The sequence below is a fragment of the Cupriavidus sp. DF5525 genome, assembly GCF_040149425.2.
GTDB lineage: Bacteria > Pseudomonadota > Gammaproteobacteria > Burkholderiales > Burkholderiaceae > Cupriavidus > Cupriavidus pickettii_A.
This window is the reverse complement of sequence record NZ_CP168266.1, coordinates 2,085,034-2,110,515: the sequence shown is the minus strand read 5'-3', so window position 1 is coordinate 2,110,515 and position 25,482 is coordinate 2,085,034. Positions and strand designations below refer to the sequence as shown.

Sequence of the window (25,482 nt, the reverse complement as noted above, 5' to 3'; positions counted from 1 at the left end):
CGGCCACGCCGGCAGCCGGGGCATCTGCCCTGGCTGCGGCGACAGACGCATAATCAGGTGGCCGTCAAACGTCACGGCCACGCACGCTACCCATCGCCCGCCCCCATGCCAACAGTCACGCGTCTCACCGACCCCATGTTCGGCAGCCCGGCTGTGCTGGACATCTTCTCCGATGCCGGCACGGTGCAACGCATGCTCGCCGTGGAGGCCGCGCTCGCGCGTGCGGAAGCGGCATGCGGCGTGATTCCGGCCGCTGCCGCGGCGGTCATCTCCGACGTCTGCGGCGACGTCGGCGTCATTGACCTCGATGCGCTCGCACAGTCAGCGGTCGCCGCCGGCAATCTCGCCATTCCCTTCGTCAAACAGCTCACCGCCGCGGTCGCCGCGCGCGATGCCGAAGCCGCGCGCTTCGTGCACTGGGGCGCCACCAGCCAGGACATCATTGATACCGCGCTGGTGCTCCAGCTCGGCGCTGCGCTGCGCGCGCTCGACACCGACTTGGTCCGCCTGGGCGCAGCCTGCGCCGCGCTGGCCACCGCGCATCGCGCCACGCCGATGGTCGCGCGCACCTGGCTCCAGCACGCACTGCCGGCCACTTTCGGCCTCAAGGCCGCCGGCTGGCTCGACGCGCTGCGCCGCGATCTCGGCCGCCTTGATGCCACGCGCGCGCAGGCCCGCGCGCTCCAGTTCGGTGGCGCCGCGGGCACGCTTGCCAGCCTCGGCGATGCCGCCGCCGGCGTGACCGCTGCGCTGGCCCGCGAGCTGGATCTCGCCGCACCCGTCCTGCCGTGGCACGCGCATCGCGACCGCATGGTCGAGGTTGCCACCACGCTTGGCATGCTGACCGGCACGCTCGGCAAGGTGGCACGCGATATCTCGCTGATGATGCAGACCGAGGTGGCGGAAGTCGCCGAGCCCGCCGGTCCCGGGCGCGGCGGCTCCAGCACGATGCCGCACAAGCGCAATCCGGTCGGCTGCGCGGCGGTGCTGACGGCATCGGTACGTGTGCCGCCGCTGGTGGCAACGATGCTGTCCGGCATGGTGCAGGAACACGAGCGCGCGCTCGGCGGCTGGCAGGCGGAGTGGGACACGCTGCCGCAGATCGTCTCGCTGGCTGCGGGCGCGCTGCGCCAGATGGGCGAGGTGGTGGCAGGGCTGCAGGTCGATGCGGCGCGCATGCGTGCCAACCTCGATCTCACGCACGGCCTGATCCTCGGCGAGGCCGCGATGCTGGAACTCGGTGGCAGGATCGGCCGGCTGCAGGCGCACCATCTGGTGGAGAACGCCTCGCAGCGCGCCGTGGCCGACGGGACCAGCCTGCGCGAAGCCCTCGCGCGCACGCTGCAGGAGAATCCCGCCCATGCCTGCCTGCTCGATGACGCCACGCTTGACCGCCTTGCTGATCCCGCCAACTACGCGGGCCAGTCATCGGCCTTTGCGGATGCCGCCGTGCAGGCATGGCAATCCGCGCTGGCCGCGCGCACATCGGACTGACTGTGCACTGACTGCCCCCAGACCCGAACCACCACGACGCGCCGGCCACGCGGCCGCCCGCGATCCCAAGGAGACTGCATTGCCCTATCTCGACCACGCCGGCGCCCGCCTCTTCTACACCGTCGACGGCCCCGAGTCCGCCCCGGCCATCCTCTTCTCCAACTCGCTCGGCACCAACCACACCATGTGGGACCCGCAGGCGGCCGCGCTGGCCGGGCGCTTTCGCGTCGTGCGCTATGACACGCGCGGACACGGCCGCTCGACCGCGCCAGGCGATGCCTTCTCCGTCGAGCAACTCGGGCACGATGTGATCGCTATCCTGGACGCATTGGGGATCGGGCAGGCGGTGTTCTGCGGCCTGTCGATGGGCGGTCTCACGGGGATGTGGCTGGGCATCCATGCGCCCGAGCGCTTCTCCCGCATCGTGCTGGCCAATACCGCCGCGAAGATCGGCAATGCGGATGGATGGAATACGCGCATCGACACCGTGCTGCGCGACGGCATGGCCGTGATGGTCGCGCCTTCCGTCGAGCGCTGGTTTACGCCGGGGTTTGCCGCCACGGCGGACCGCGCGCTGGATGGCCTGCGCAGCGTGCTCGCGGGGCTCGATCCGCGCGGCTATGCGGCCAGTTGCGCGGCCGTGCGAGACGCCGACTTCCGCCAGGGGGTGTCGTCGATCACGGTGCCCGTGCTGGTTATCGCGGGCAGCCAGGATCCGTCGACGAGTGCACAGGAGGGCCGCTCGCTGGCCGATGCGATTCCCGGCGCGCGCTTCGTCGAACTGCCTGCCGCGCATATCTCCAGCTTCGAGCAGCCCGGCCGCTTCACCGCCGCGCTGATCGATTTCGTGCACGGCCGCCTGCCCGTGACCGACGACCACGCGCGCTACGACGCCGGCCTCTCGGTGCGGCGCGACGTGCTCGGCAGTGCGCATGTCGATCGCTCGCTCGCGCGGCTGACGCCGCTCAACGAGGAGTTCCAGAACCTGATCACACGCTACGCCTGGGGCGAGATCTGGACGCGCGAGGGCTTGCCGCGGCATACGCGCAGCCTGCTGACCATCGCCATGATGGTGGCGCTGAACCGCTCGGAAGAACTGGCGCTGCACCTGCGCGCCGCCGCCAACAATGGCGTGACGCGTGACGAGATCAAGGAGGTGCTGCTGCAAACCGCGATCTATTGCGGCGTGCCCGCGGCGAACTCCGCCTTCCATCTGGCCGCGGAAGTGTTCGCGGCGATGGATGCCAGCCCGGGCAGCTGACACCGGCGTGGCCACTTACTGAGCCGCCCGGCGAAGCAAAAAAAAAAGCGCGGCATCGCCGCGCCTTCGATCTTCCCGCGTCAGTTCTCATGTTGCCCGCTTTGCCGCAAATACGCGTTCCACGATCGGCTCGAAGACATGCAGCGGCAGCGTGTCGTAATCGGGATCGAATGATCTTTGGTCCCATCTCTCGCAGAACCGTTCGGCGGACTGGAAATACTGGTGGCCGCGAAAGGCTTCGCGCGCGTTCTGGTCCCGGCCGATATGGTGCCAGTAGTAGAACCCCTGGAAGACCCCGTGGTGCCTGATCACCCAGCAGATCTCTTCCGAGACGAACGGCCTGAGAATCTCGGCGGCGACGGCGGAATGATTGTCCGGGGCCAGGACGTCGCCAATGTCGTGCAGCAGGGCGGCCACGATCCATTCTTCGGACGCGCCGTCCCGGTAGGCGCGGGTCGCGGTCTGCAGCACATGTTCGAGACGATTCACCTGGTAACCGCCGTCATCGCTCGCCTGTAGTTTCAGCATATCGATGAGCCGACGCGGCAACCCGTCGCTATAGATTTCGTCGCGGGCAGCAAGCATCTGGAACTCTTCCGCCGAACCGGCCTTCATCTCAATAAACTTCACTTTTTCCATGTTGTACGCCGTCACAATGATGAAAGGATGGCTCCGCTTTGGTCCCGTGCTGCACAAAAACGTCACATAAGCGGATGCCTTGGGTCACGAGGGAGCCAGCGCAGGGGATCAATCCAGCTTGATCCCCACGTCGTCGACGACCTTCTTCCACTTGACGGTCTCGCTCTTGATCAGCGCGCCGAGTTGTTCCGGTGATCCGCCTGCGGGAGTGAGTCCCATCTCGGTCATCTTGGCGACGGTTTCCTTCTCATGGAGAATCCCGTCGATGGCCTGGTTGAGCTTCGTGACGATCTCCTTGGGCGTACCGGCCGGCGCCACGAACGCGGACCAGAAGATCAGCTCGAATCCTGGCACTCCCGACTCAGACACCGTAGGCAGATCGGGATAGTCGGGAACGCGCTTCGCGGTGGTTACCGCCAGGGCCTTCAGCTTGCCCGCCTTGACCAGGGGCATCGCCTCGGGTATCAGCCCGAGCATGACCTGAACCTGGCCAGCCATCAGGTCCTGCAGCGCCGGCGCACCACCCTTGTACGGGACGTGCATCGGGCTCACGTTGGTCGCCTTCTTGTACAACTCCATGCCAAGGTGGTTCGGCGTTCCGTTTCCTCCCGATGCATAGGCGATGCCGGGCCGGGCCTTCAGGTAGTCGAGCAACTGCGCCATGGATTGCACCGGCACGTTCGGATTCACGACGACGACACTGGGGATCGTTGCCGCCAGGGCAATCGGGGCGAAATCCTTTTGCGGGGCGTACGACAGCTTGCTGAACAGGCTTGGGTTGACCGTTAGCCCCGTCATGGTGGAGAGGAAGAGGGTGTAGCCGTCGGCCGGGGACTTGGCCACGAAGCTCGCGGCGATGGTCTCGCTCGCTCCCGGCCTGTTTTCGACCACGACAGGCTGGCCCAGCTTCGCGGAGAGCTTTTGACCGACGAGGCGTGCGACCGCATCGGTCGACCCGCCTGCCGGATACGGCACAACCAGGCGAATCGGCTTGGTGGGATATTCGGCCGGCTGCGCCAGCGACTGCGTCGAGGTCAGCGTGAGGCACGCGGCGAAGAAGGTAACAGCAAACTTCATGACAATCATCCTCTAGGTGGGGATAAAGCGTACCTGGCGTAAGAAGGAACAAGCGCAATCCAGCCGCCAGGTTCGTCGGGTGCTCTACCTGTGGTGCCGTGCGGCCCAAGGTCGCCATACGGGCATCATCGGCGATCGATATCGCCGGCGACAAACAAGAAATTGATGGCGCCAGGACAAGCCTTGCTGGTTCCGTGGAAACCCCAAGTCGGAACTGGTGCATCGCACAGCCGCCTCGTCACACTGGTGGTGCATGGCGGCCACCGGACCGCGCCTCGCTTCCATGCTTCTGCCCAGGCCTAGGGTTTATCCCGGATCAGTGTGGCTTGCCCTAGCGCATCAATTTCTTGTTTGTCACCCGCCACATCGATCGCCGAAGATGCATTGCATCGCGACGTCGAAGCAATCGGTGCAACGCACCCGTCGCGGCAAACCACTTGAGGCAAGGGCATCGAGACAATGGGTACGAACACGCAAAACATCAGGGCGGGCGTCGATATCGGCGGCACCTTCACCGACGTCGCCCTGGAGTGCGACGGAAAGATCTACACGGCGAAGATCCTGACCGACTATGAAATGCCTGAGCGCGCGATCGTCGCGGGACTGAAGGCCGCCGCGCGCGAGGCCGCCATCGCGGTGGCGCAGATCGGCACGATCATCCACGGCACGACGCTCGCCACCAACGCGCTGATCGAGCGGCGCGGCGCGCACACGGCCTTTATTACCTCCGAGGGCTTTCGCGACGTTATCGAGATGCGTACCGAAGGGCGGTTCGAGCAGTACGACCTGGGCATCGAACTGCCGGCCCCGCTGATTCCGCGCAATGACCGCTTCACCGTAGCCGGACGGCTGGACGCGCGGGGGCGGGAACTGGTGCCATTGGCCCAGGCTGGTGTCGATCAGGTGATACGGAAACTGCGCGCCGGTGAGTACGAAAGCGTTGCCATCGGGCTGATGCACAGCTATCGCAACGACGCGCACGAGCGCGCGGTACGCGATCTCATCGCGCAGGCCCTGCCGGACATCGCCATCTCCATTTCCAGCGAGGTCTCGCCGCAGATCCGGGAGTTCGAGCGATTCAACACCGTCTGCGCGAATGCCTACGTCAAGCCCCTGATTTCCTCTTACCTGAACCGGCTTACCGATGCACTGGCCCGGGAAGGCATGCGGTGCCCCTTGTATCTGATCCACTCGGGCGGCGGGCTGATGTCGTTGCGCAGCGCCGCCGAGTTTCCCGTCCGGCTGCTGGAATCCGGCCCGGCGGGCGGAGCGATCTTCGCCAGCCATATCGCCACCCGTCATGCCTTGCCGAACGTAGTGTCGTTCGACATGGGCGGCACCACGGCGAAGATCTGCCTGATCGAGGACCAGGTGCCCAAGACGGGACGTGTCTTTGAAGTGGCGCGCACCTACCGTTTCAAGAAGGGCAGCGGGATGCCGATCTCGATCCCCGTGATCGAGATGATCGAAATCGGCGCGGGCGGGGGCTCCATTGCCCACGTCGACGACCTGAAACAGGTCCGCGTGGGCCCGGCGAGCGCAGGTTCGGAGCCGGGACCGGCTTGTTATGGCCGCGGAGGCGAACGCCCCACGGTCACCGATGCCGACCTGGTGCTGGGCAAGCTCGATCCCGGCCGCTTTGCCGGCGGCAGCATCCAGCTTGACCGTGCCGCATCGGAGCTCGCGCTGGCCAACGACATCGCCGGACCGCTCGACAGCGAACCGCTACAGGCTGCCCATGCCGTTGCGGAAGTGGTCGACGAAAACATGGCCAACGCCGCGCGCATGCATGCAGTCGAGAATGGCCGCGACCTGGAGCAATACACCATGATCGCCTATGGGGGCGCCGCCCCGCTTCACGCCGTGCGCCTGTGCGAGAAGCTGGGCATTCGCAGGCTGCTGGTGCCCGCCGGAGCGGGAGTCGGGTCGGCAATCGGTTTTCTTCGCGCGCCGTTCTCCTACGAGTCGCTGCGCAGCGCCGTGATGCGCCTGGGCGAATTCGATGCCGGCACCGTTACCGGGCTCCTGGGGCAGATGGAGGCGGAGGTGTCGTCTTTCCTGCGCGATGCCGGCTACCAGGGCGACACCATCCGGGAGCTGCGCGCTTTCATGCGTTACGCGGGGCAGGGCTGGGAGATCCCCATCCCCGTGGATATCGAACGCTTTGACGCGGCCAGCGCGGCAACGCTGCGCGACCGCTTCGTCTCCTCCTATATCGAGCTGTTCGGGCATGCCGTCGACGGCCTCGACGTCGAGGTCGTCAGCTGGTCGCTGTCGCTGCGGACCGGGCGGAACGCGCCGCAACGCGTGCCTGACGGCAGCGGACAGGCGCCCTTGGGCGCGGCCGCCACGCCGCCCATGGCATGGCGGGATGTCTTCGATGCGAAGACCGGGCAGCAACACCGCTGTGCCATCTATGAGCGCGGGCAGCTCGTGCAAAGTGTCGGCATCGACGGGCCGCTGATCGTCGTCGAACGCGAGACTTCTACCTATGTCAGCCCAGACTACCGGGTCACGCGGCTGCAGGATGACAGCCTGCTGATCGAGCGCCGCAACTGAGGAGTGGAACCATGAGCAACCAAATCGCCGTACACCACCAGATCATGTGGAACCGCCTGATCTCGGTGGTGGAGGAACAGGCCATCACCCTGATGCGCACCGCATTCTGCACCAGCGTGCGCGAGGCAGGCGACCTGTCCGCCGGGGTCTTCGACGGTCAGGGCCGCATGGTCGCGCAGGCCGTCACCGGCACGCCCGGCCATGTCAACTCCATGGCAGAGTCGGTGGCACACTTCGCGCGCTTGTTCGAGCCGGCACGACTGGAGCCCGGCGACGTGCTGGTGACGAACGACCCCTGGATGGGAACGGGGCATTTGCATGACATTACCGTGGTCACGCCGGTGTTCCGCCCGCACGGCGGAGGGCACCGCCTGATCGGCTACTTCGCATCGACCGCGCATGTCGTGGACATCGGTGGCAGGGGCTTCGGGCCGGACGCGGGGGATGTCTTCGAGGAGGGGATCTGCATTCCGCCGATGAAGCTCTACAAGCGCGGGGAGCTCAATCAGGATCTCATTGCGATCCTGCGATCCAACGTGCGCGAGCAAGACCAGGTCATCGGCGACTTCCAGTCGCTCGCGGCCTGCAATGAGACCGGCCGGCGTCGCCTGGACGCGATGCTGGACGAATTCTCGCTCCCGGATCTCGAAGCCCTGGCTGGCTTCATCTTCGCTCACAGCGAGCGGGCCACCCGGGCACGCATCGCGGCGCTGCAGGGCGGGCAACACCGCTATGCGATGACGGTTGACGGCTACGAGCGCCCGATCGACCTGAAGGTGGCGGTCGAGGCCCGGTCCGGCACGCTCCATGCGGATTTCGCCGGCACCTCGGGCACCAGCCGCTTTGGCATCAACGTGCCGCTGACCTACACCAAGGCCTACGCCTGCTATGCGCTCAAGTGCGCGATCGCACCGGACATTCCCAATAACTGGGGCTCCTTGCTGCCATTCGACATTTCAGCCCCGGATGGCTGCATCCTGAACGCGCCGCGGCCCTGTCCGGTGTCGGTACGGCACGTGCTGGGTCACCTGATTCCGGACGTCATCCTGGGCGCGCTGCAGCCGCTGTGCCCGCGGACCGTTCCCGCCGAAGGCGCCAGTGCGCTGTGGAACCTGCAGATGCGCTTCGAGGGCATCGCCCCCGAGACCAGCGGGCGCCAGCATGAAGTCCTGATGTTCAACACCGGCGGCACGGGAGCGCGTCCGGCCAGCGACGGGCTCAGCGCGACGGCATTCCCGAGCGGGGTGCATGCCATGTCGGTGGAGGTGACCGAGAGCGTCGGCCCGATCGTGATCTGGCGCAAGGAGCTGCGGCCGGACTCGTCGGGGTCGGGAAAGTGGCGGGGCGGCCTGGGGCAGCACATCGAGATCAGTGCGTGCGAGGGTTACCAGTTCAGCCTCAACGCCATGTTCGATCGCGTGGCGTTCCCCGCGAGGGGCCATAACGGCGGCGGCGACGGTGCCGTCGGCCGAGTAGCGCTTGACGATGGCACGATCCTGAAGACCAAGGGCAAGCAAGCGATCCCGTCGGGCCGCAGGCTGGTGCTTGACCTGCCTGGTGGCGGCGGCAACGGGCAGGCCAGCGAGCGTGCCCAGGACCTGGTCAGGCGTGACGTCGCGTTCGGCTACCTGAGCCGTCAGCAGGCCGAGCATGACTACCCGCACGCCTTTGCATCGGCGGCAGGCAAAACCGACTGAGCGGCCGGCTCAGACCTCGGCTTCCACCTGGGGCCGGCGCCGTATCACGCGGCTGCCGGCCCCAGGTCATTGCGCTGCCGGCATCTCGATTCGTAGCCGACCACTTCGGGCTGGCAGACGTACTCGAGCAGCCATTCGATAAAGTGCTTGAGCAACGGCGCGTGCGCGCGCTCCTGCTTGAAGCAGAGAAAGAAGCGCGGGCTCTTCTCCAGGGGCAGCCGTCGCAACAGATCCACGCCGAGCGGCGCCACCAGCTGCCCGGCTTCAATATGCTTCAACGCGTCCAGGTAGGAAATAAAGCCGATTCCCAGCCCGGCCAGGGTCGCCTCGAGCATGGCATCGTGGGTATGCAGTTGCAGGACAGGCTGGCTGGCCTTCGGCTGAAGCCCCAGCATCTCCAGCGTGTCTTGCCACAGCGAGTTCCTGGCAAGCGGCAGGACCAGGCTGTGGTGCAGCAGGTCCTCCGGCGAGCTGATAGGCTGGCGCGCCAGTAGCGACGGGGCGGCGACCAGCACTTTCAGATCCTCGATCAGCGGGATCTCGGTCAGTGCGCTGCTGCCGCCGTAGCCCCAATGGATGGCGGCGTCGATGCCCTGATGATCGAGGTCCACCATCTCCACGCCGACGGACATGCGGAATTCCAGCTCGGGCAGGTCGGCCGTGAAGTTTCCCAGATTGCGCACCAGGTAGTGGGTAGCGAAATAGGGGCTCACATGCAGGTACAGGCTTTTCCTGGCCGTTTCGCCGGTCACGGAACTGACGCCCTCGGCGAACTGGTCCAGCCCCTGCTTGACGGGGCCGTAGAGACGCCTGGCGGCTTCGGTGGGCGTCAGGCTGCGGATACTGCGCTCGAACAGGCTCAGCCCCAGTGAGGACTCCAGGATCTTCAGTTGCTGGCTGATCGCCTGCGGCGTCAGGCAAAGTTCGGCGGCGGCCTGGCGGATGGAGCCACGGCGATAGATGGCCTCGAAAATGCGAAGCGTGTTCAGGGGCGGCAGTCTGTATTGCATAGGTCTTTGAATCGGGAGGAGTCGGGGGCTCCTCGGTCGGTCGATGGTCGACCTCGGCTGGGAGTCAATGCCTTGCTATGCAGGAAGTGCGCCAGTCGTCGCGGCATGTCCCGGGGAGGATGGCACAGCCGTGCAAGCTTGCCTGGCGTGATCGTCGGGCGTCGATGCCGCGACCGTTATAGCACGGGGCATGGGACCCGTAAATCTAGGCTTGCCCTCGCCCGACGTTTTTCTTGTTTGTCAGCCCGTGCCGTGGCGGACAAGAATATCAGGGCAGCCACTTACGCATTTCCGCCCGCGCCGGCTTCCCGGCAATTCGATACCTGACAAGAGACGACACCCGCCATCATGATCTCGACGACCGATCCGCATATCAATCGCGTACCCCGCAACATGTCCAGGGAGGAATGGGATACGCGGGTCCAGCTTGCAGCCGCATACCGCCTTGCGGCGAAGTTCGGGATGACGGACCTGATCTACACGCACATTTCCGCTCGCGTGCCCGGCACCGGGGATCAGTTCCTTATCAACCCCCACGGATGGTTCTTCGATGAGATCACCGCCTCGTCCCTGGTGAAGATCGACGTGAACGGCCGGCCGATCGGCGACGAGCGATTCGAGGTCAACGCGGCCGGCTTCACCATCCACAGCGCGCTGCACATGGCGCGTCATGATGTCGAGTGCGTGGTGCATCTGCATACGACCGCGGGCATGGCCGTGGCGGCGATGAAATGCGGCTTGCTTCCCGTCAACCAGATCAGCATGCAGTTCTACGGCCGCGTGGCCTACCACGACTACGAAGGCATCTCGCTGGAGCTGGACGAGCGCGAACGCATCGTGCAGTCCATCGGCAGCAAGGACTACCTGATCCTGCGCAACCACGGCCTGCTCACCACGGGCCGCTCCGTCGCCGAGGCCTTTACCCGGATGTTCTACCTGAACCGCGCGTGCGAGATCCAGGTAACGACCTTGTCCGCGGGGCAGGAATTGATCATCCCTTCGCCTGAAGTCTGCGAGCACGCCGCCAGGCAGCACGACGACTACGCTTACCTTGACACCGTCCACCTCGATCGCGAGTGGACGGCGCTGCTGCGCTTGCTCGAGCGGGATGGCGCAGCCTACCGCTGTTGAGTCTGGCGAGCCGAAACGCTGGCGCATCACCCGCAAACAAAAAAAGCGCGGGATCGCCGCGCTTGATAGTCTCCATCTGCGTCGCCGCCCGATCTTGCCGTCGGGCTGACAGCGGGCCAGTCGTGCTGGCACTGGCCCGCCACCCCTCACCTCACATTAACCATCACCGCGCGTTCCGCTTCCGCCTGGCGACGCAGGCTTTCCGTGGTCTCGCCGCCACCGTCGGGCGCCCAGCCCGGAGGCATGATCAGGTAACCCACCGCCTTGGTCACGCTGCCGGCATTGGCCATGTCGCGGAACAGGCTGGCCCAGTGCTCGAACTGGTTGACGATCGGGTTGTGCGTGGTGGTCGGCTTGACCAGGCCGTAGCGGCAGGGTTCGTCCTCGCGTTCTTCTACGTAGGTGCCGAACAGGCGGTCGAAGATGATCAGCACGCCGCCGTAGTTGGCATCCAGGTAATCGACATTCGAGGCATGGTGCACGCGGTGCGCCGACGGGGTGTTGAAGACGTATTCGAGCCAGCCCAGCTTCGGGATCCAGGTGGTGTGCAGCCAGAACTGGTACAGCAGGTTCAGGCTCAGCGCGGCCAGCACGACTTCAGGACGAACACCGAGCCAGACCAGCGGCGCGAAGAACATCGCGGTGCCGGTGATCTTTCCGGTCCAGCCCAGCCGATAGGCGGTGCCCAGCGTCAGTTCGTTCGGCGAGTGGTGCACCGCGTGTGTCGCCCAGAAGAAGCGGATGCGGTGCGAGGCGCGGTGGTACCAGTAGTAGCAGAACTCTTGTCCGAGGAAGAGCAGCAGCACCGCCAGCGCGCTGTTGATCTCGACCGTGAAGATGCGGTGTTCCCAGGCGAACGAGAAGATCGGCGTGGCCAGCGACAGCGGCAGCAGCGCGAACAGCTTGCGCCCGACGAGGTCCGCCAGCGACATCCCGAGTTCATGCCAGGGGTAGGCCTTGCCTTGCTGGCGCGCCTTGCGTGCCAGCACGAAGGCTTCGACCAGTGAGACCGCCACGACGAACGCCGTGACGTAGAGGGTGAGTTTTCCGAGGTTGTGCATGATGGGTCCAGTGCAGTGAGGTGGGACGCTTTGCTTTGCGGAGGGGGCCGTCGCCGCGTCGGTGAGGCAAATGTAGTGGGTGGGCCCGGGCTGCGCCATGCAGGAAATATTTCGCCGTATGTCATGGCCGGCGGCGTGGCGGCAGGCCATGAAAAGCCGCGATGCGCAGCGCTATCCGGCGCTTGCATGCGGGGCGCGCCGGCGTAACACCGCGACATTTTTTCGACCGCGAAAAACACAGGCCCCTTTCCTATAGTTCGTCCCGTCGCCGCGCCACGGTGCGCGGCATGAACCGAACCTGAAGGACCTGCGATGACAATCCTGCCCACCCAACCCTCCCGCTTCCACCGTGTGCCGCGCCTGCTCGGTATCGCGTCCGGCGCGCTGGTGATTCTTGCCAGTACCCCGGCCTTCGCCGCCTGGTCCGGCCACGGCACGGCCTACACCTCACGTGGCGTCTACAACGGCGCACACGTTGGTGCCTGCGGTGGCGGCAGCTGCTCGCATGCCGGCGGCGTCGTCGGTCCCTATGGCGGCCTGGCCACCAACACCGGCACCGTGACCCGCGCCGCGCCGGGCCAGTTCAGCAACGCCGGCACCGCGACCGGCCCGAACGGCCGCTCGGTGCAGCACGACGGCAGCACCAGTTGCGCCGGCGACACCTGCTCGCACAGCGGCGACCTGACCGGGCCCAACGGCCAGACCGCCACCACCTCGGGCAGCGTGACGCGTGAAGGCGTCGGCCAGTACTCGTCGTCGGGCACCGTCACTGGCGCAAATGGCAATACCGCCGGCCATGCGGCCTCGACGAGCTGCGCCGGGTCGACCTGCAACCGCTACGGCACCGTGACCGGTGCGCAGGGCGGCACCGTCACCCATTCGGGCAGTGCTACCCAGGTCGCGCCGGGCGTCGTCACCACCGGCAGCGGTGCCACCGTGGTCCACGGCACCACGGTGACCACCGGCGCCAGCATGACGGCGGTCGGTGCGACGGTGGCCGTCAGCACGCCGCCAGTGGTAGTGACGCCGCCGCCCCCGCCGGCAACGGTGTATGTGCCGCCGCCCGTGCCGGCCACGGTCTACGTGCCGCCGCCCGCCAAAGTGGTGGTCGCCGCGCCGCCGGCCAGCGTTGTCGTGCCGCCGCCGCCGTCGAGGGTCGTGGTGGCCACCGCGCCGCTGCCGACCGTGGTGGTCCGGTCCGCGCCGCTGCCGCGTGCCGTCTATGTCGCGCCGCGCGCCGTCTACGTCGCCCGTCCGGTCAGGGCGGCGGTGCTGGTGCCTGGCCATTGGGCCGGCGCCGTCTGGGTGCCCGCCCACCTGGCCTGAGGGCCATCAGGTTTCCATCCACCCGCCGGCATGGCCGGCTACCCCACGGAGTCCATCATGAAGAAGATGATTGCAGTGCTTATGTTGTGTATTGTTTCAGCAGGCGCGTCCGCGCAAAGTGCCGAGATGCCGGCAGCCGGCGGCCCGCGCGTGGAGCGTGCGCTGCAGCAATTGCAGGCGCGCTTTGCCAGTGCCAATACCACGCGCGACGGCAAGCTGACCCGCGCACAGGCCGCAGCAGGCATGCCGATGGTTGCCAGCCACTTCGACCAGATCGACACGCAGCGCGCCGGCTACGTGACGCTGCCGCAGATCGAAGCGTTCATGAGGCAGAAGATGATGTCGCGCTGAAGGTTGGCACCGGAGGCCGGCATCGCCGGAGACCCACCATGGAACAGGTGAACAGGATTGTCGTGCTCGACGATGAAGCCGAGCTGCGCAACATGCTGCAACGGTTCCTGTCGGGGCACGGCTTCCGCGTGCGCGCGGTGGCCGACGGCAAGCAGCTCGACAAGTACCTGCAGCGCGAGCCCCACGACCTGCTGGTGCTGGACCTGATGATGGAGCCGGAAGACGGCCTCACCATCTGCCGGCGCCTGCGCGCCGAGGGCCATACGCTGCCGATCCTGATGCTGACCGCCAAGGGCGACCCGGTCGACCGCGTCGCGGGCCTGGAGACCGGCGCCGACGACTACCTGGCCAAGCCCTTCGTGCCGGACGAGCTGGTGGCGCGCATCCGCGCGCTGCTGCGCCGGCAGAAGATCGCGGCCGGCGATCCGACCGTCACGACGCAGACGCTGCGCTTCGGCGACTTCACCTTCGATGTCGGCAAGCAGACCCTGATGCGCGCCGGCGAGCTGGTCGAGGTGCATTCCGCGCAGATGCTGTTGCTGCACGCGCTGGGGTCGTCGCCGAACCGGGCCGTCAGCCGCGAGAACCTGCTCGCCCGCGCACGCGGGCGCGACCACGATGCGCTCGACCGCAGCATCGACGTGCAGATCCTGCGGCTGCGCCAGATCGTGGAAGCGGATCCGTCCAAGCCGCGCTTTATCAAGACCGTGTGGGGCGTCGGCTACATGCTGGTGGCCGGCGTCGAATCGTGATGCGCCTGCTGCCGCGCTCGCTGCTGGCGCGCAATATCGCGCTGCTGGTGGCGCTGGTGGCCATTACGCAGGCGTGCTCGCTGAGCGTGCTGCTGCATTTCGTGCAGCGCCCGCGCATCGAGCGCGCTGCCATCATCTTCGCCGACTATGTGAAGACGCTCGACGGCGTGCTGGCCACGTTGCCGCCCGGGGCCGGCGGCGCGGCTGCCGCGCGGCTGGGCGCGCAGCTGCAGGACCCCGCCCACGCCGCGCCGGCGCCCGCGCCGGACCTGGCGCACCTGATGCGCACCTGGCAGCGCGACGTCTTCCTCGAAGCCTTGCGCCGCCAGCTGCCACCCGACATGCCGGTGCGCTGGCAGAGCGGCGACGGCGAGCGCCTGTGGATCCGCTTGCATGTGGCCGGCTCGCCGCGCTGGATCGCACTGCCGATGACCGAGGATGCACGCGCCGGCGGCATCGTCACGGCGCTGGCGTTATCCCTGGCGCTGGCGCTGCTGGCGGCACTGACCGGCTACCTGCTCCAGCGGCACCTGAACCGCCCGCTGCAGGACCTCGCGCACGCGGCGCGCCAGATCTGCGCGGGCGAAACGCCGCCGCCGCTGCCCACCGACGGCCCCACCGAGATCGCGCAGGTCGGCAGCGCCTTCAACCAGATGACGCAGGCGTTGCGTCAGGCCGAGCAGACGCGGGCACTGATGCTGGCCGGGGTCTCGCACGATATCCGCACGCCACTGACCAAGCTGCGGCTGGCGATGGCGATGGCGATCCCGCGCGGCGCCGACGACGCCTTCGTGGCGTCGGCAGAAGGCTATCTGGACCATATCGAGACCATCTTGCAGCAGTTCATGGACTACGCCGGTAGTGGCGAGAAGGAATTGCCGCAGCCGGGCGACCTCAATGCGCTGGTCGGTCAACTCGCATCGGACTTCGCCGGCCTCGGCCTCGCGTTCGAGCTGTCGCTGGGCGAGCTGCCGCCGGTGTCGTTCCGGCCGGTCAGCCTGATGCGGCTGCTGATGAACCTGATGCAGAACGCTGTCGTGTACGGCAAGTCGGGGTTCAGCGTGCGCACCTGGCGCGACGCAGCATGCGCTTACGTGGCCGTGGGCGATCGCGGCACCGGCATTGCTGCGCAGGAGCTGGAGCAGCTCAAGGCGCCGTTCAGCCGGGGCGCCAACGCGCGCGGCCACGCCGGCGGCACCGGCCTGGGACTGGCCATCGTGGAGCGCATTGCGCGCCTGCATGGCGGTTCGCTGCAGTTTCGCGCACGCGATGGTGGCGGCCTCGAGGCCGTGGTGGCGCTGCCGTTGCAAGCCCCCTCCGCCTAGCGCGAGGGCGCGCGCGCATGGCATCGCGCCGTGACATCGCGCGAAATAATTCCCACATGGCGCATCCCCGGGGTTTTTCCGATACTTCGGTCACCGCGATGCAGCGCCCGGAAAAACCGAAGCGCACAGCGCGATGACAGGCTCTCCGATGGTTTGCGACTTGTAGTCGAACGATTGTCGGTGACAGCTTTCCCCCATCACCGACGGCACCGACGTGCCAAAGAAGGATCCACAAATGCGCAACCCCATCCAGACCATCGCCACCCAGACCAAACGCCTGACCATCGCCGCGCTTGCCGCCACCGCCATGCTGAGCGCGGGCTGCGCCAGCGCCGGCGTTACCGGCATCAGCCAGACGGGCCTGCTGCAGCCGGTGCACGCGGACGTCATCGTGGTCCGCGCGTTCGACGCCGATGCCGGCCAGGTGCAGCTGGATGGCGGCCTCGCGCAGAAGGTCAGCATGATGGCGACGGGCGGCTCGTCCGCCGGCGCGCAGTCGCGGGCCGCGGCGGAAGCACGCGAGCAGGTCGCCGACGAGATCGTGAGCCAACTGAAGGCCAAGGGATTGAATGCGGTGCGCTCGGACGCACCGGTGCCGGCCGGCGCCAATGCGCTGATCGTCGCGGGCGACTTTCGCAAGATCGATGAAGGCAGCGGCCGCCGCCGGCTGCTGATTGGGCTGGGTGCTGGCAAGAGCGAAGTCGGCGCCGACGTGCGGATCTCGTACAAGCCGGCCAACGGCGTCGCGGTGCCGCTGCAGAGCTTCGTCGCCGATGCCGACAGTGGCAACATCCCGGGCGTGGCGGAAACCGCCGGCATCGGTGCGGCCGCCGGCCACCTGGCGATGGCCGCTGCAGGCGGCGCGGGCGTGCACGGCGTCTCGGAAGTGAAGCATGACTCCGTCTATGCCGATGCCACGCGCCTGGGCGACACGATCGCGAGCCAGGTCGCGGCCGCGAGCACGGAAGAGGGCTGGCTGACCGCCAGGGCCGCCATCTGATTGCGCCGGGACGGCAGGCAGTCCGATTTTGGATCGATGCCTGTCGCATATCGGTTTGGCCGTGGCCGGGGCGCTCCCTAGACTCGAGGCGTTCATTCAAGGAGAACGCCCATGGCAACCGCGCCATCCCTCATGCCCCGCGTCCCAGCCTGCCTGCTGGCGGCGCTCTGTGTTGTCCACGCCGGCAGTGCCGGCGCTCAGGACTGGCCGGTAAAGCCGGTCACGCTGGTGGTCCCGTTCCCGGCCGGCGGCGGCACCGACCTGCTGGTGCGCATCGTCCAGCCCAAACTGCAGGCCGAGCTGGGCCAGCCAGTCGTGATCGACAACCGCAGCGGCGCCGGCGGCACCATCGGCTCCACCTTCGTCGCGCGTGCCGCGCCCGACGGCTATGTGGTGGGCGTGGCCACCACCAGTACGCATGCGGTCAGCGCCAGTGTTTATCCCCGCCTGCCGTACAAGCCCGCTACCGACTTTGCCTATGCCGGCTTCCTCGGCACCTCGCCCTACGTGCTGGCGGTCAACCGCGCGCTGCAGGCGCCGGACATGAAGACGCTGCTCGACAAGCTGCGCCAGGACAAGACCCCGCACAGCTTCGGCTCGGTGGGTGTGGGCACGGTATCGCACCTGATCGGCGCGCAGTTCCAGGCGCTGTCCAAAGTGCCGCTGACGCATGTGCCGTACCGCGGCGCGGCGCCGGCCTATACCGACCTGATCGGCGGCCAGGTGCAGCTGATGTTCGACAACCCCGTCGGCCTGGCGCCGTATATCCGCGCCAACAAGCTCACTGCCGTCGCCACCACCGCGGCCACGCCGCTGATGCCCGGCGTGCCGACCTTTGCCAGCCAGGGCGTGCCGGGCTTCTCGCAACAGCTCTGGTATGGGCTGGTGTTTCCGCGCGGCACGCCGGCGGCGGTGGTGGCGCACATGAACCAGGCGCTCAACAGGGTGCTGGCCGACAAGGACACCGTGCGCGAGCTGGCGGACAAGGGCGTGACCGCACGCGCCGGCACGCCTGCGGAGATGCTGGCCACGGTTCAGCACGACATTCCGTACTGGGGCGCGATCGCCCGTTCGGTGGGAGCGACGATTGAATAAGCCCACGCCACCCATCGTTCCCGCGCGCGGCGCCGAGACACTGATCGATGTGTTCGTGCGCGCCCCGGGCGGCGGCAACCCGGTGCCGCTGGTCGCGGACGCGAGCGGCATGCGCGACAGTGAGATGCAGCAGGTCGCCGCCCGCCACGGCCACGAATCCGCCTTTATCCTGCCGCCCACGCGCGCCGATGCCGACCTGCGCTTGCGCTTCTTCGTGCCGCGGCACGAGATGGAGATGTGCGGCCACGCCACCGTGGGCGCGCTGTGGGCGCTGCGGCAGTGGGGCCGCTGGCGCACGCCGGCCGCGCGCATCGAGACCCTGAGCGGCGTGGTCCACGCGCGCTGGGACGAGGCTGCGCAGCGGGTGTGGATCTCGCAGCCGCGCGTTCAGACACAGCCGCTGGACGAAGCGCAGCGCCGCGCCGTGGCTGCCGTGCTGGGGCTGCCCGCGCATGCCGCCGCGTACCCGATGACCAATGCGGCCACCAGCCGCGTCAAGACGTTGGTGGCGCTGCCGGATGTGGCCACGCTGGCCGCGCTGCAACCGAGGTTCGCAGAGGTGGAGGCGCTGTGCGAAGCGATCGGATCCACCGGCCTCTATCCCTACGCCCCGGGCGCGCCGGAGGATCCACCCGCGGCGCCGGCCACGCGTGCCGTGCATGCGCGGCAGTTCCCCCGTGCATCCGGCTACCCGGAGGACGCGGCGACCGGCATTGCCGCAGCCGCGCTGTGGGGCCACCTGGCCGCCGCGCCCGGCGGCGATGCGCTGGTGCTGGCGGTGCGCCAGGGCGAGAGCATGGGCCGGCCGTCGGAGATCCTGGTGGCGCCGCGCCTCGGCCCGGATCGCACGGTCGAGGGCTGCTGGCTCAGCGGCGCGGTCCGGTGGAGCACGCCATGAATGCGCCGACACCGGAAGCGCGGCTCGTGGCCGCGGGCTTCGTGCTACCGCCCGCGCCGCTGCCGCGCGGCAGCTACGCGCCGGCCTGCGTGGTCGATGGCCGCGTCAGCCTCAGCGGGCAGACGCCCCGGCGCGATGGCATTGCCATGGCCGGCTGCTGCGTCACGGAGAACGATATCGCGGCCGCCAGCCGCGCGGCCGAAGTGGCGATGCTGAATGCGCTCGCCGCGCTGCGGGCCGCAGCCGGCGGGCAACTGGCCGGCGTGCGGCAGGTCACGCGGCTGCGCGGCTTTATCCGCGCGCATGAGGACTTCACGCGGCTCTCGCTGGTGCTCGATGCCGCTTCGTCGGTGCTGGCGCGGGCGTTCCCTGCCCAAGCGTTCCCGGCGCGCACCGCCGTGGGCGTGGCGAGCCTGCCTGACGGGGCGTGGATCGAGATCGAACTGGAGGCCTGCCTGGCCGCGCAGACGCAGGGCTGAGCCGATGCCCGCCCGCTCAGCGCGCGGGCGGCACCTCGCGCAGCAGTCGCGCCAGGTGGCCGCTGCTGGCAAAGCCCAGGCGCTCGCTGACGCGCGCCACCGGCTGGCCTTCGGCGAGCAGGGTGCGGGCATGCGTGGCTAGCACGCGCCGCCGTACCGCCACCGGGCTGGCGCCGAATTCCAGCTGGCAGGCGCGCTGCAGCTGCCGCGCCGACACGCCCAGGCTGCAGGCGACGGCATCGATCGACGGCAGCGGCTGCTCGCGCTCCAGCGCCGCCGTGAAACAGCGCACCAGTCGGAGCGCCAGCGAGGCCGGCTCTTCGGGCAGCGGCAGCACCGGGCTGGCCATGACCTGGCCGACGATCGCGCGCACCAGCAGTTCGGCGCTAGCCGGTGCCAGCGCGGGTGCCAGCAGCGCCTCGAGCATCGCCAGCGCCGCGCCGTCGAGCCGCAGCGCGCCGTAGTGCCGGTGCCCGCGCAACCGGTCGGGCGGCAGGTAGAGTTCGCCGTGATGCTGGCGGCCGGTTTCGGCCGCGGTGAAATGCCGCGTAGATGCCGGCAGCAGCACGGCGCCGCCGCGCACCAGCATGGCTGCTACCGGGCCTGCCTGCTGCACCCGCTCGCTCCGCTCGATTTCCCAAACGCTGCGCAGGCGGCCAGTGCGCGGCCACAGCAGCATGCTGCAGTCGTGCGTATGCCATTCGCGCCGGAAGCTGGCCTGCCGGCTTTCATGCAGCGCAAAGCCGCGCTCGGCGGTCAGGTGCAGCTTGGGAGAGTGATGTGTGGAGGCAGCCACTTTCGGCGTCCAATGCGGGTGGGGCGTGGCAACGATGGTGCCCGATGGTGCCATATCCCGCGCGCTACCGGGAGTCCCGTGCACGCGGGCCTAGCGCGATGCGGCAAGAGCCGGCACGCCTTCGGCCACCACGGCGCCCACCAGCACCACCGACGGGCTCGCCAGCCCCGCCGCGAGCGCATCCGCCAGCGTGCGCAGCGTGCCGGTCCAGGCGCGCTCGCACTCGCCACCAGCATGCATCACCACCGCGGCCGGCATGTCTGCCCGCATGCCTGCCGACAGCAAGCCGTCGCGGATTGCCGCAAGCCGGCTCATGCCCATGTAGATGACCAGCGTGGTGCCGCCGCGCACCAGCGCCTGCCAGTCGGGCGAGCCGTGCTCGCTGGTATGGCCGGTGACGAAGGTCACGCCGTGGCAGTGCGCGCGGTGCGTGAGCGCAATCCCCAGCGCCTGCGCCGCGGCCATGCCGCTGCTGATGCCGTTGACCACTTCCACCGGCACCCCGTGGGCGTGCAGGAAGGCGGCCTCCTCGCCACCGCGGCCGAACAGCAGCGGATCGCCGCCTTTGACGCGCGCCACGGTGCGGCCGGCCAGCGCGTGCGCCAGCGTCAGTTGCTGGATGCGCGTCTGGCTGACCGAGCAGCGCCCGCCGCGCTTGCCGACCCACTCGACATGGGTGCCGGGGCTGGCGTAGCACGACATCTGCGGCGACACCAGGTCGTCAACCAGCCACACGTCGGCGGCGGCCAGCGCGCGCATCGCGCGTACCGTGACCAGGTCCGGGCTGCCGGGGCCGACGCCGACGAGCCAGACCTTGCCGGGCTTCAGGGGAGGGTTCACTTGGGACTCCTGCCACACCGCTTCAGTGGCTGGTGCCGGCCGAGCGCGTGGTCTTGTTGAACACGTTGTACTTGCCGATGGGCTTGTCCATCGGGATGCGCTTCACTTCCTGCAGCGTGGCGGCGTCATAGACCACGATGGCGCCGTCGCGCTCCATCAGGCTGACCAGCGCATAGCGCCCGTCGCGCGTGAATTCCACATGCGCCGCGGTGCGTCCCGGCGCGGGCGTGACGCTGCCCACCACCTGCAGGGTCTGCTTGTCGATCACCTGCAGCGTGTCGCGCCGGGGGCTCATCATCGCGTCGGCCCAGGCGTACGGGGTGTTCTCGTGGCTGCGCAGGAAGAAGCCCGGGCCGTTGGCCGGCACCGTGGCGATGGTCTGCCAGCTCTGCATGTCGATCACCGTAATGCGCCCCTGTCCAAGGTCGGGCGACGCCATCACTTCACGGCCATTGCGCTGCCACGTGATGCCACTGCCCAGGTGCGGCATGCCGCCGAGCGCCAGCGCCGCCACCTTGCGGCCCGCGTCGAGGTCGATCACCTGGCCGCCGCCGCTGCGCGAAGCGCCCAGGATATGCCGGTAGGGCTGGTCGAAGAAGAAGTCGTCAAGCACATTGTCCAGCGCGATCACGCGCGGTGTGAGCGTCGGCAGCGGCGTGCCGGCGGCATCGGGATACGGGATCTCCCAGACCTCGGGGATGTCCTTCAACGCCGCGATAAAGCCGTGGCGCGGCGCCGCGTCATAGACGGCCGATACGCGCGACAGCTCGCCTTGCCGCCCCTTGACGTCGATCACCCGCGCCAGCGACAGGTCCCCGGCGTCAAGCAGTACCAGCGTGCGCGGCAGCGTGTTGCCGGCCAGCACCCAGCGCCCGTCGTCGCTGACGGCAACGTTGCGCGTGTTCAGGCCGACGCGGATTTCCGCCACATAGGCCAGGTTCCACAGGTCGTATTTGCTGACCCAGCCGTCGCGGCTGGCCATGTAGACGTAGCGGCCGTCGCGGCTGAACTTGGGGCCGCCGTGCAGCGCAAAGCGGGTGGCAAAGCGATGGATCGGTGCAAGCCGGTCGCCGTCGAGCACCGTCATATGGTGGGTGCCGGCCTCGACCACCACGAACAGGTTCTGCGGATCGGCGCTGAATACGGGCCGGGCCGGAAGGCTGCCCGGCGCGTGGTGGACGATGTGGCTGGCGCGGATGGCTGCCTCGTTCCACTGCGGGGCCGCCGCGGGCGCCGTGCGCAGCCAGCGCGCCAGCGCCTGCAAATCCGGCTCGGCCGGCGTGCCGCTGAAGCCGGCCATTTGCGTGGCGGCGCGGCCATCGCGCAGCACGCTGTCGAGTTCGCTGGCGCGCAGCCGTTCCAGGCTTTCCGGCAGCAGCGCCGGACCCATGCCGCCGAGGCGGTCGGCGCCGTGGCAGGCGGCGCAGTGCTGGCGGTACACCAGGGCCGGTTCGGCCGCATGGGCAGCCTGCATGGCGCAGGCCATTGCCAGCGCGCCCAGCCATCGAAACAAGGTCGTCATGCGGCGACCTCCGTGGCGGGGCCGTGCGCGATCTCCGCATCACTCAGGTAGCAGCCTGGGTCTTCTGCCCAGGGATTGCCGGTCAGCGCAAACGCACGCACGCGCGTATTGCCGTTGCAGATCGCGCGATGCGCGCAGGTGGCGCAGCGCCCTTGCAGCGGACGAGGCGTGCTGGCCAGGCCCGCCATCAGTGGATCGGCGCGGCTGGCCCAGATCTCGCCGAACGGGCGCTCGCGCACATTGCCCAGCGTTACGTGCCACCACATGGTATCGGGGTGGACATTGCCGAGGTTGTCGATATTGGCCACGCCTACACCGGTGGCATTGCCGCCCCAGTGTTGCAGCCGTCGGCGCATATCGGCCACGCGCTGCGGGAAACGCCGCGCGATCCAGTACAGCAGGTAGACCCCGTCCGCATCGTTGTTGCCGGTGACGAAGTCGCCGGCATGGCCTTGCTGTGCGCGCTGCCAGACGTGCTCGAACAACCAGTCGAGCGCGGCGCGGGTACGGGCGTGGTGCGCGTCTTCGGCGCGGTGGCTGCGCGCGCGGCCGGCGTAGTTGAAGTGCGACAGGTAGAACTTGTCGATGTCTTCGCGCTCGTTCAGCGCCACCAGTTCCGGCAACTGCGCAGCGTTGGCTTCGGTCAGCGTCATGCGCACGCCCACGCGCAGCCCGGCCGCACGTGCAGCGCGCAGTCCGGCGAGGGCCTGCCCGAAAGCACCATCGCTGCGCCGGAAGCGGTCGTGCGTGGCAGGCAGCCCGTCCAGGCTGACGCCGACATAGTCGAAGCCGGCCGCGGCCAGCCGCGCGGCATGGCCGGCATCGAGCAGCGTGCCGTTGGAGGACAAGGACAGGTGGAAGCCGAGTTCGCGTGCGCGTGCGGCAATCTCGTACAGGTCCGGGCGCAGCAGCGGCTCGCCGCCGGACAGGATCAGCGCCGGCACGCGCGCGGCGTGCAGCTGCGCCAGCACGCGCAGTGCCTCGGCGGTATCCAGCTCGCCCTTGAAGTCGGTGTCGGCCGAGGTGGCGTAGCAGTGCCGGCAGTTCAGGTTGCAACGGCGGATCAGGTTCCAGATCACCACCGGGCCGGCGGGCTTGCGCGCCGGCGGTACCGGCCCGGCATCGCGCAGGGCTTCCATGAAGCGGGACAGGCGGAACATCAGCGGGTTTCCTGGTTGGCTGGTGCGGCCGGCGGCAGGCGCAGGCCGGTTTTCTTCAGGATGCGGGTCGACCACAGCACGTCGTGCGCCCGGCAGGCATCGCCCAGCAGCGCAGCGATGCGGGTGATCTGCGGCGCCGCGTCTTCATGCGTGCGCGCGTGGACCATCGCGAACAAGTTGTAGGGCCAGTGCGGCAGGTGGCGCGGGCGGCGGTAGCAGTGGCTGACGAAGGGCAGCGCGCCGATGCGCTCGCCCAGCGCATCGACGCGGGCATCATCCACGTCCCACACGGTCATGCCGTTGGCGCGCCAGCCCAGCCGGTAGTGGTCGGGCACCGCGCCGATGCGGCGCAGCACGCCGCGCGCCTGCATCGCCGCCAGCCTGGCGATGACTTCTGCCTCGCTCAGGGCAAGGCCGGCCGCGACCTCGGCATAGGGCGCGGGCACCAGTGGCAGGCCGGCCTGGGTGGCGCGAATGAGGGCAAGGTCGATGGCATCGGGCGGGCCCGCGGGGTCGGTAGGAGCGTCAGGGTCGGGCATCAGGCGGGCAGGTAGAGGTTGACGAAGAACTCGCGTTCCTTGGCGAACGGCAGGACCTGGACGCCGGCCCTCGCGGCGATGCGCGCGAGCGTGGGCGCCACGTCCTGTGCGCGCGCCACGGCCAGCACGAACCACAGGTTCAGATGATGGGTGCGGGCGTAGTGATGCGCGACTTCCGCATGGGCATTGATGGCCGCGATCACCGCTTCGAGCCGATCGGCTGGTGCGTGGCAGGCGCACAGCACGAAGCGGCCGCCCGCGCGCTCGATCTGGTACAGCGGACCGAAGCGGGTCAGGACGCCCCGCTGGAGCAGCGCGTGCAGCCGCGCCAGCAGCTCGGCCTCGGCAATGCCGAGCGCGGCGGCGGCTTCGGCATACGGGCGCGGCACCAGCGGCAGGCCGCGCTGCAGCGCGTTGACGATGCGGCGGTCCAGCGCGTCGAGCGGATCGCAGTGGACAGTCATGCCGCCACCTGCGTGGCATAGCGCATGCCGCGCTGCCGGTAGCAGCGCGTGCCTACCAGCACCGCGCCCGGGGTCTGGTCCAGGCCCGCGGTCGCGCGGATATGTTCCAGCGCGGGCTTCAGGTCGTGCGCGTCGCGCGCATGGATCATCGCGAACAGGTTGTAGGGCCAGTCAGGCAGCCGGCGCACGCGGCGGTAGCACAGCGTCACGCGCGGCAGCCGGGCCAGCCGCAGGCCGACGGCGTCGACGCGGGCGTCCGGCACATCCCACACGCACATGGCGTTGTGGCGATAGCCGAAGCGGCCGTGGTGCAGCACCACGCCCAGGCGCCGGATCACGCCTTGCGCGGACCACTGCGCCAGGCGCTCCAGGATGCGCGGCAGCGGCATGCGCGTGCGCAGCGCCAGTTCATGGAACGGGCGGGGCGTCAGCGGCAGGCCGGCTTCCAGTGCGGCCACGAGGCGCCAGTCGTTGTCGTCCAGCGTCACCGGCGGCGTTGGCGGTGTGGTACCGCGCGTGCGCCGGTGTGTCGGCGCGTTACCGCGGGCAGGGCGGTGCGTGAGCGTAAAGCCGAGGTCGATGTGGTACTCGCGCGCCATCGGCAGATCCAGCGGCGCCTGTCCGGCATCGCTGGCAATGCTCGCCAGCGCGCCATCGAGCAGGCGCCGGTCGCGCGCGCCGGCGACGAACCACAGGTTGTACGGGTGTCCGCCGCGCGCGTAGTTGTGGCTGACCGCGGCGCAGGCGTTGACGCGCGCCGCCACGCGGTCCAGTTGTGCCGGCGGCACCGACAGCGCGGCCAGCGTGCTGACGCCGATGACATTGGGCGCGAACACCGCGCCCACGCGGCTGATGCGCCCCGCGCCGAAGTCGCGCGCCAGCAGCGTCAGCAGCGTGTGCTCGCACAGGCCCAGCCGTTCGGCCAGCGCCTGGTAGGGGCGGGGCTGCAGCGGGAAGTCGCGCTGCAGGCAGTCATAGAGGTTTCGCTCGTCGTACATGATGGCGT

The 25,482-nt window shown here is 68.6% G+C and carries 24 protein-coding genes; 13 read left to right on the top strand and 11 right to left on the bottom strand.

What is annotated here, in order from left to right:
- Nucleotides 1–105 precede the first annotated feature (105 nt).
- A complete protein-coding gene (locus tag ABNX08_RS30845) occupies nt 106–1,494 on the top strand; it encodes a 3-carboxy-cis,cis-muconate cycloisomerase (RefSeq protein WP_041681852.1) in 1,389 nt (462 codons plus the stop codon).
- Nucleotides 1,495–1,573: 79 nt separating this feature from the next.
- Nucleotides 1,574–2,755, top strand: coding sequence for a 3-oxoadipate enol-lactonase (gene pcaD / locus ABNX08_RS30840; protein ID WP_022539586.1), 1,182 nt, complete (start codon nt 1,574–1,576; stop codon nt 2,753–2,755).
- Between the two features lie 87 nt (nt 2,756–2,842).
- Here the strand turns inward: pcaD and ABNX08_RS30835 are convergent, their stop codons facing one another.
- Together ABNX08_RS30835 and ABNX08_RS30830 are read right to left on the bottom strand one after the other, a co-directional pair.
- Nucleotides 2,843–3,394 (bottom strand): HD domain-containing protein, encoded by a 552-nt coding sequence (locus tag ABNX08_RS30835; RefSeq protein WP_041681851.1) that lies wholly within the window; start codon nt 3,392–3,394, stop codon nt 2,843–2,845.
- 108 nt (nt 3,395–3,502) lie between these two features.
- The gene (locus ABNX08_RS30830) at nt 3,503–4,471 is read right to left on the bottom strand and encodes a tripartite tricarboxylate transporter substrate binding protein (protein ID WP_022539584.1); all 969 of its coding nucleotides are present in this window, start codon (nt 4,469–4,471) and stop codon (nt 3,503–3,505) included.
- A 459-nt stretch (nt 4,472–4,930) separates the two neighbouring features.
- Here ABNX08_RS30830 and ABNX08_RS30825 point away from each other — a divergent pair, with 459 nt between their 5' ends.
- Nucleotides 4,931–7,030 (top strand): hydantoinase/oxoprolinase family protein, encoded by a 2,100-nt coding sequence (locus ABNX08_RS30825; RefSeq protein ID WP_022539583.1) that lies wholly within the window; start codon nt 4,931–4,933, stop codon nt 7,028–7,030.
- A gap of 11 nt (nt 7,031–7,041) precedes the next feature.
- Nucleotides 7,042–8,727 (top strand): hydantoinase B/oxoprolinase family protein, encoded by a 1,686-nt coding sequence (locus ABNX08_RS30820; protein WP_349607279.1) that lies wholly within the window; start codon nt 7,042–7,044, stop codon nt 8,725–8,727.
- Between the two features lie 44 nt (nt 8,728–8,771).
- On the opposite strand, the gene ABNX08_RS30815 is transcribed toward ABNX08_RS30820, so the two are convergent.
- Nucleotides 8,772–9,737 (bottom strand): LysR substrate-binding domain-containing protein, encoded by a 966-nt coding sequence (locus tag ABNX08_RS30815; RefSeq protein ID WP_022539581.1) that lies wholly within the window; start codon nt 9,735–9,737, stop codon nt 8,772–8,774.
- A 348-nt stretch (nt 9,738–10,085) separates the two neighbouring features.
- Between ABNX08_RS30815 and ABNX08_RS30810 the strand changes: the two genes are divergently transcribed.
- Nucleotides 10,086–10,868: a class II aldolase/adducin family protein gene (locus tag ABNX08_RS30810; RefSeq protein ID WP_022539580.1), complete on the top strand. Its 783-nt coding sequence runs from the start codon at nt 10,086–10,088 to the stop codon at nt 10,866–10,868.
- A 146-nt stretch (nt 10,869–11,014) separates the two neighbouring features.
- Here the strand turns inward: ABNX08_RS30810 and ABNX08_RS30805 are convergent, their stop codons facing one another.
- Nucleotides 11,015–11,929 (bottom strand): sterol desaturase family protein, encoded by a 915-nt coding sequence (locus ABNX08_RS30805; protein ID WP_022539579.1) that lies wholly within the window; start codon nt 11,927–11,929, stop codon nt 11,015–11,017.
- Nucleotides 11,930–12,241: 312 nt separating this feature from the next.
- Here ABNX08_RS30805 and ABNX08_RS30800 point away from each other — a divergent pair, with 312 nt between their 5' ends.
- From ABNX08_RS30800 to ABNX08_RS30765, 8 genes are all read left to right on the top strand, one after another.
- Complete coding sequence (locus tag ABNX08_RS30800) at nt 12,242–13,255, top strand: hypothetical protein (RefSeq protein ID WP_022539578.1); 1,014 nt, start codon at nt 12,242–12,244, stop codon at nt 13,253–13,255.
- A 57-nt stretch (nt 13,256–13,312) separates the two neighbouring features.
- Complete coding sequence (locus tag ABNX08_RS30795) at nt 13,313–13,606, top strand: hypothetical protein (RefSeq protein ID WP_041682223.1); 294 nt, start codon at nt 13,313–13,315, stop codon at nt 13,604–13,606.
- A gap of 38 nt (nt 13,607–13,644) precedes the next feature.
- Nucleotides 13,645–14,358, top strand: a complete 714-nt coding sequence (locus ABNX08_RS30790) for a response regulator (RefSeq protein WP_022539576.1) — start codon at nt 13,645–13,647, stop codon at nt 14,356–14,358.
- Complete coding sequence (locus ABNX08_RS30785; RefSeq protein ID WP_349607285.1) at nt 14,358–15,683, top strand: ATP-binding protein; 1,326 nt, start codon at nt 14,358–14,360, stop codon at nt 15,681–15,683. The genes ABNX08_RS30790 and ABNX08_RS30785 overlap by 1 nt, the downstream gene beginning before the upstream one ends.
- Nucleotides 15,684–15,918: 235 nt before the next feature.
- On the top strand, nt 15,919–16,683 hold the full coding sequence (locus ABNX08_RS30780) for a DUF4410 domain-containing protein (RefSeq protein WP_022539574.1): 765 nt from the start codon (nt 15,919–15,921) through the stop codon (nt 16,681–16,683).
- A gap of 111 nt (nt 16,684–16,794) precedes the next feature.
- Nucleotides 16,795–17,778, top strand: coding sequence for a tripartite tricarboxylate transporter substrate binding protein (locus ABNX08_RS30775; protein ID WP_022539573.1), 984 nt, complete (start codon nt 16,795–16,797; stop codon nt 17,776–17,778).
- Nucleotides 17,771–18,676: a PhzF family phenazine biosynthesis protein gene (locus ABNX08_RS30770; protein ID WP_022539572.1), complete on the top strand. Its 906-nt coding sequence runs from the start codon at nt 17,771–17,773 to the stop codon at nt 18,674–18,676. Before ABNX08_RS30775 ends, ABNX08_RS30770 begins: the two co-directional genes overlap by 8 nt.
- Nucleotides 18,673–19,155: a RidA family protein gene (locus ABNX08_RS30765; RefSeq protein ID WP_022539571.1), complete on the top strand. Its 483-nt coding sequence runs from the start codon at nt 18,673–18,675 to the stop codon at nt 19,153–19,155. The genes ABNX08_RS30770 and ABNX08_RS30765 overlap by 4 nt, the downstream gene beginning before the upstream one ends.
- 16 nt (nt 19,156–19,171) lie before the next feature.
- On the opposite strand, the gene ABNX08_RS30760 is transcribed toward ABNX08_RS30765, so the two are convergent.
- From ABNX08_RS30760 to ABNX08_RS30730, 7 genes are all read right to left on the bottom strand, one after another.
- On the bottom strand, nt 19,172–19,951 hold the full coding sequence (locus tag ABNX08_RS30760; protein ID WP_041682220.1) for a helix-turn-helix domain-containing protein: 780 nt from the start codon (nt 19,949–19,951) through the stop codon (nt 19,172–19,174).
- A 90-nt stretch (nt 19,952–20,041) separates the two neighbouring features.
- On the bottom strand, nt 20,042–20,791 hold the full coding sequence (gene cobA / locus ABNX08_RS30755) for a uroporphyrinogen-III C-methyltransferase (protein ID WP_022539569.1): 750 nt from the start codon (nt 20,789–20,791) through the stop codon (nt 20,042–20,044).
- Between the two features lie 22 nt (nt 20,792–20,813).
- Nucleotides 20,814–22,313: a nitrite reductase gene (locus ABNX08_RS30750; protein WP_022539568.1), complete on the bottom strand. Its 1,500-nt coding sequence runs from the start codon at nt 22,311–22,313 to the stop codon at nt 20,814–20,816.
- Nucleotides 22,310–23,473, bottom strand: a complete 1,164-nt coding sequence (gene nirJ, locus ABNX08_RS30745) for a heme d1 biosynthesis radical SAM protein NirJ (protein WP_022539567.1) — start codon at nt 23,471–23,473, stop codon at nt 22,310–22,312. The genes ABNX08_RS30750 and nirJ overlap by 4 nt, the downstream gene beginning before the upstream one ends.
- Nucleotides 23,473–24,012, bottom strand: a complete 540-nt coding sequence (locus tag ABNX08_RS30740; protein WP_022539566.1) for an AsnC family transcriptional regulator — start codon at nt 24,010–24,012, stop codon at nt 23,473–23,475. The genes nirJ and ABNX08_RS30740 overlap by 1 nt, the downstream gene beginning before the upstream one ends.
- On the bottom strand, nt 24,012–24,476 hold the full coding sequence (locus ABNX08_RS30735; RefSeq protein ID WP_022539565.1) for an Lrp/AsnC family transcriptional regulator: 465 nt from the start codon (nt 24,474–24,476) through the stop codon (nt 24,012–24,014). Before ABNX08_RS30735 ends, ABNX08_RS30740 begins: the two co-directional genes overlap by 1 nt.
- Complete coding sequence (locus ABNX08_RS30730) at nt 24,473–25,474, bottom strand: Lrp/AsnC family transcriptional regulator (RefSeq protein WP_022539564.1); 1,002 nt, start codon at nt 25,472–25,474, stop codon at nt 24,473–24,475. The genes ABNX08_RS30735 and ABNX08_RS30730 overlap by 4 nt, the downstream gene beginning before the upstream one ends.
- Nucleotides 25,475–25,482 lie beyond the last annotated feature (8 nt).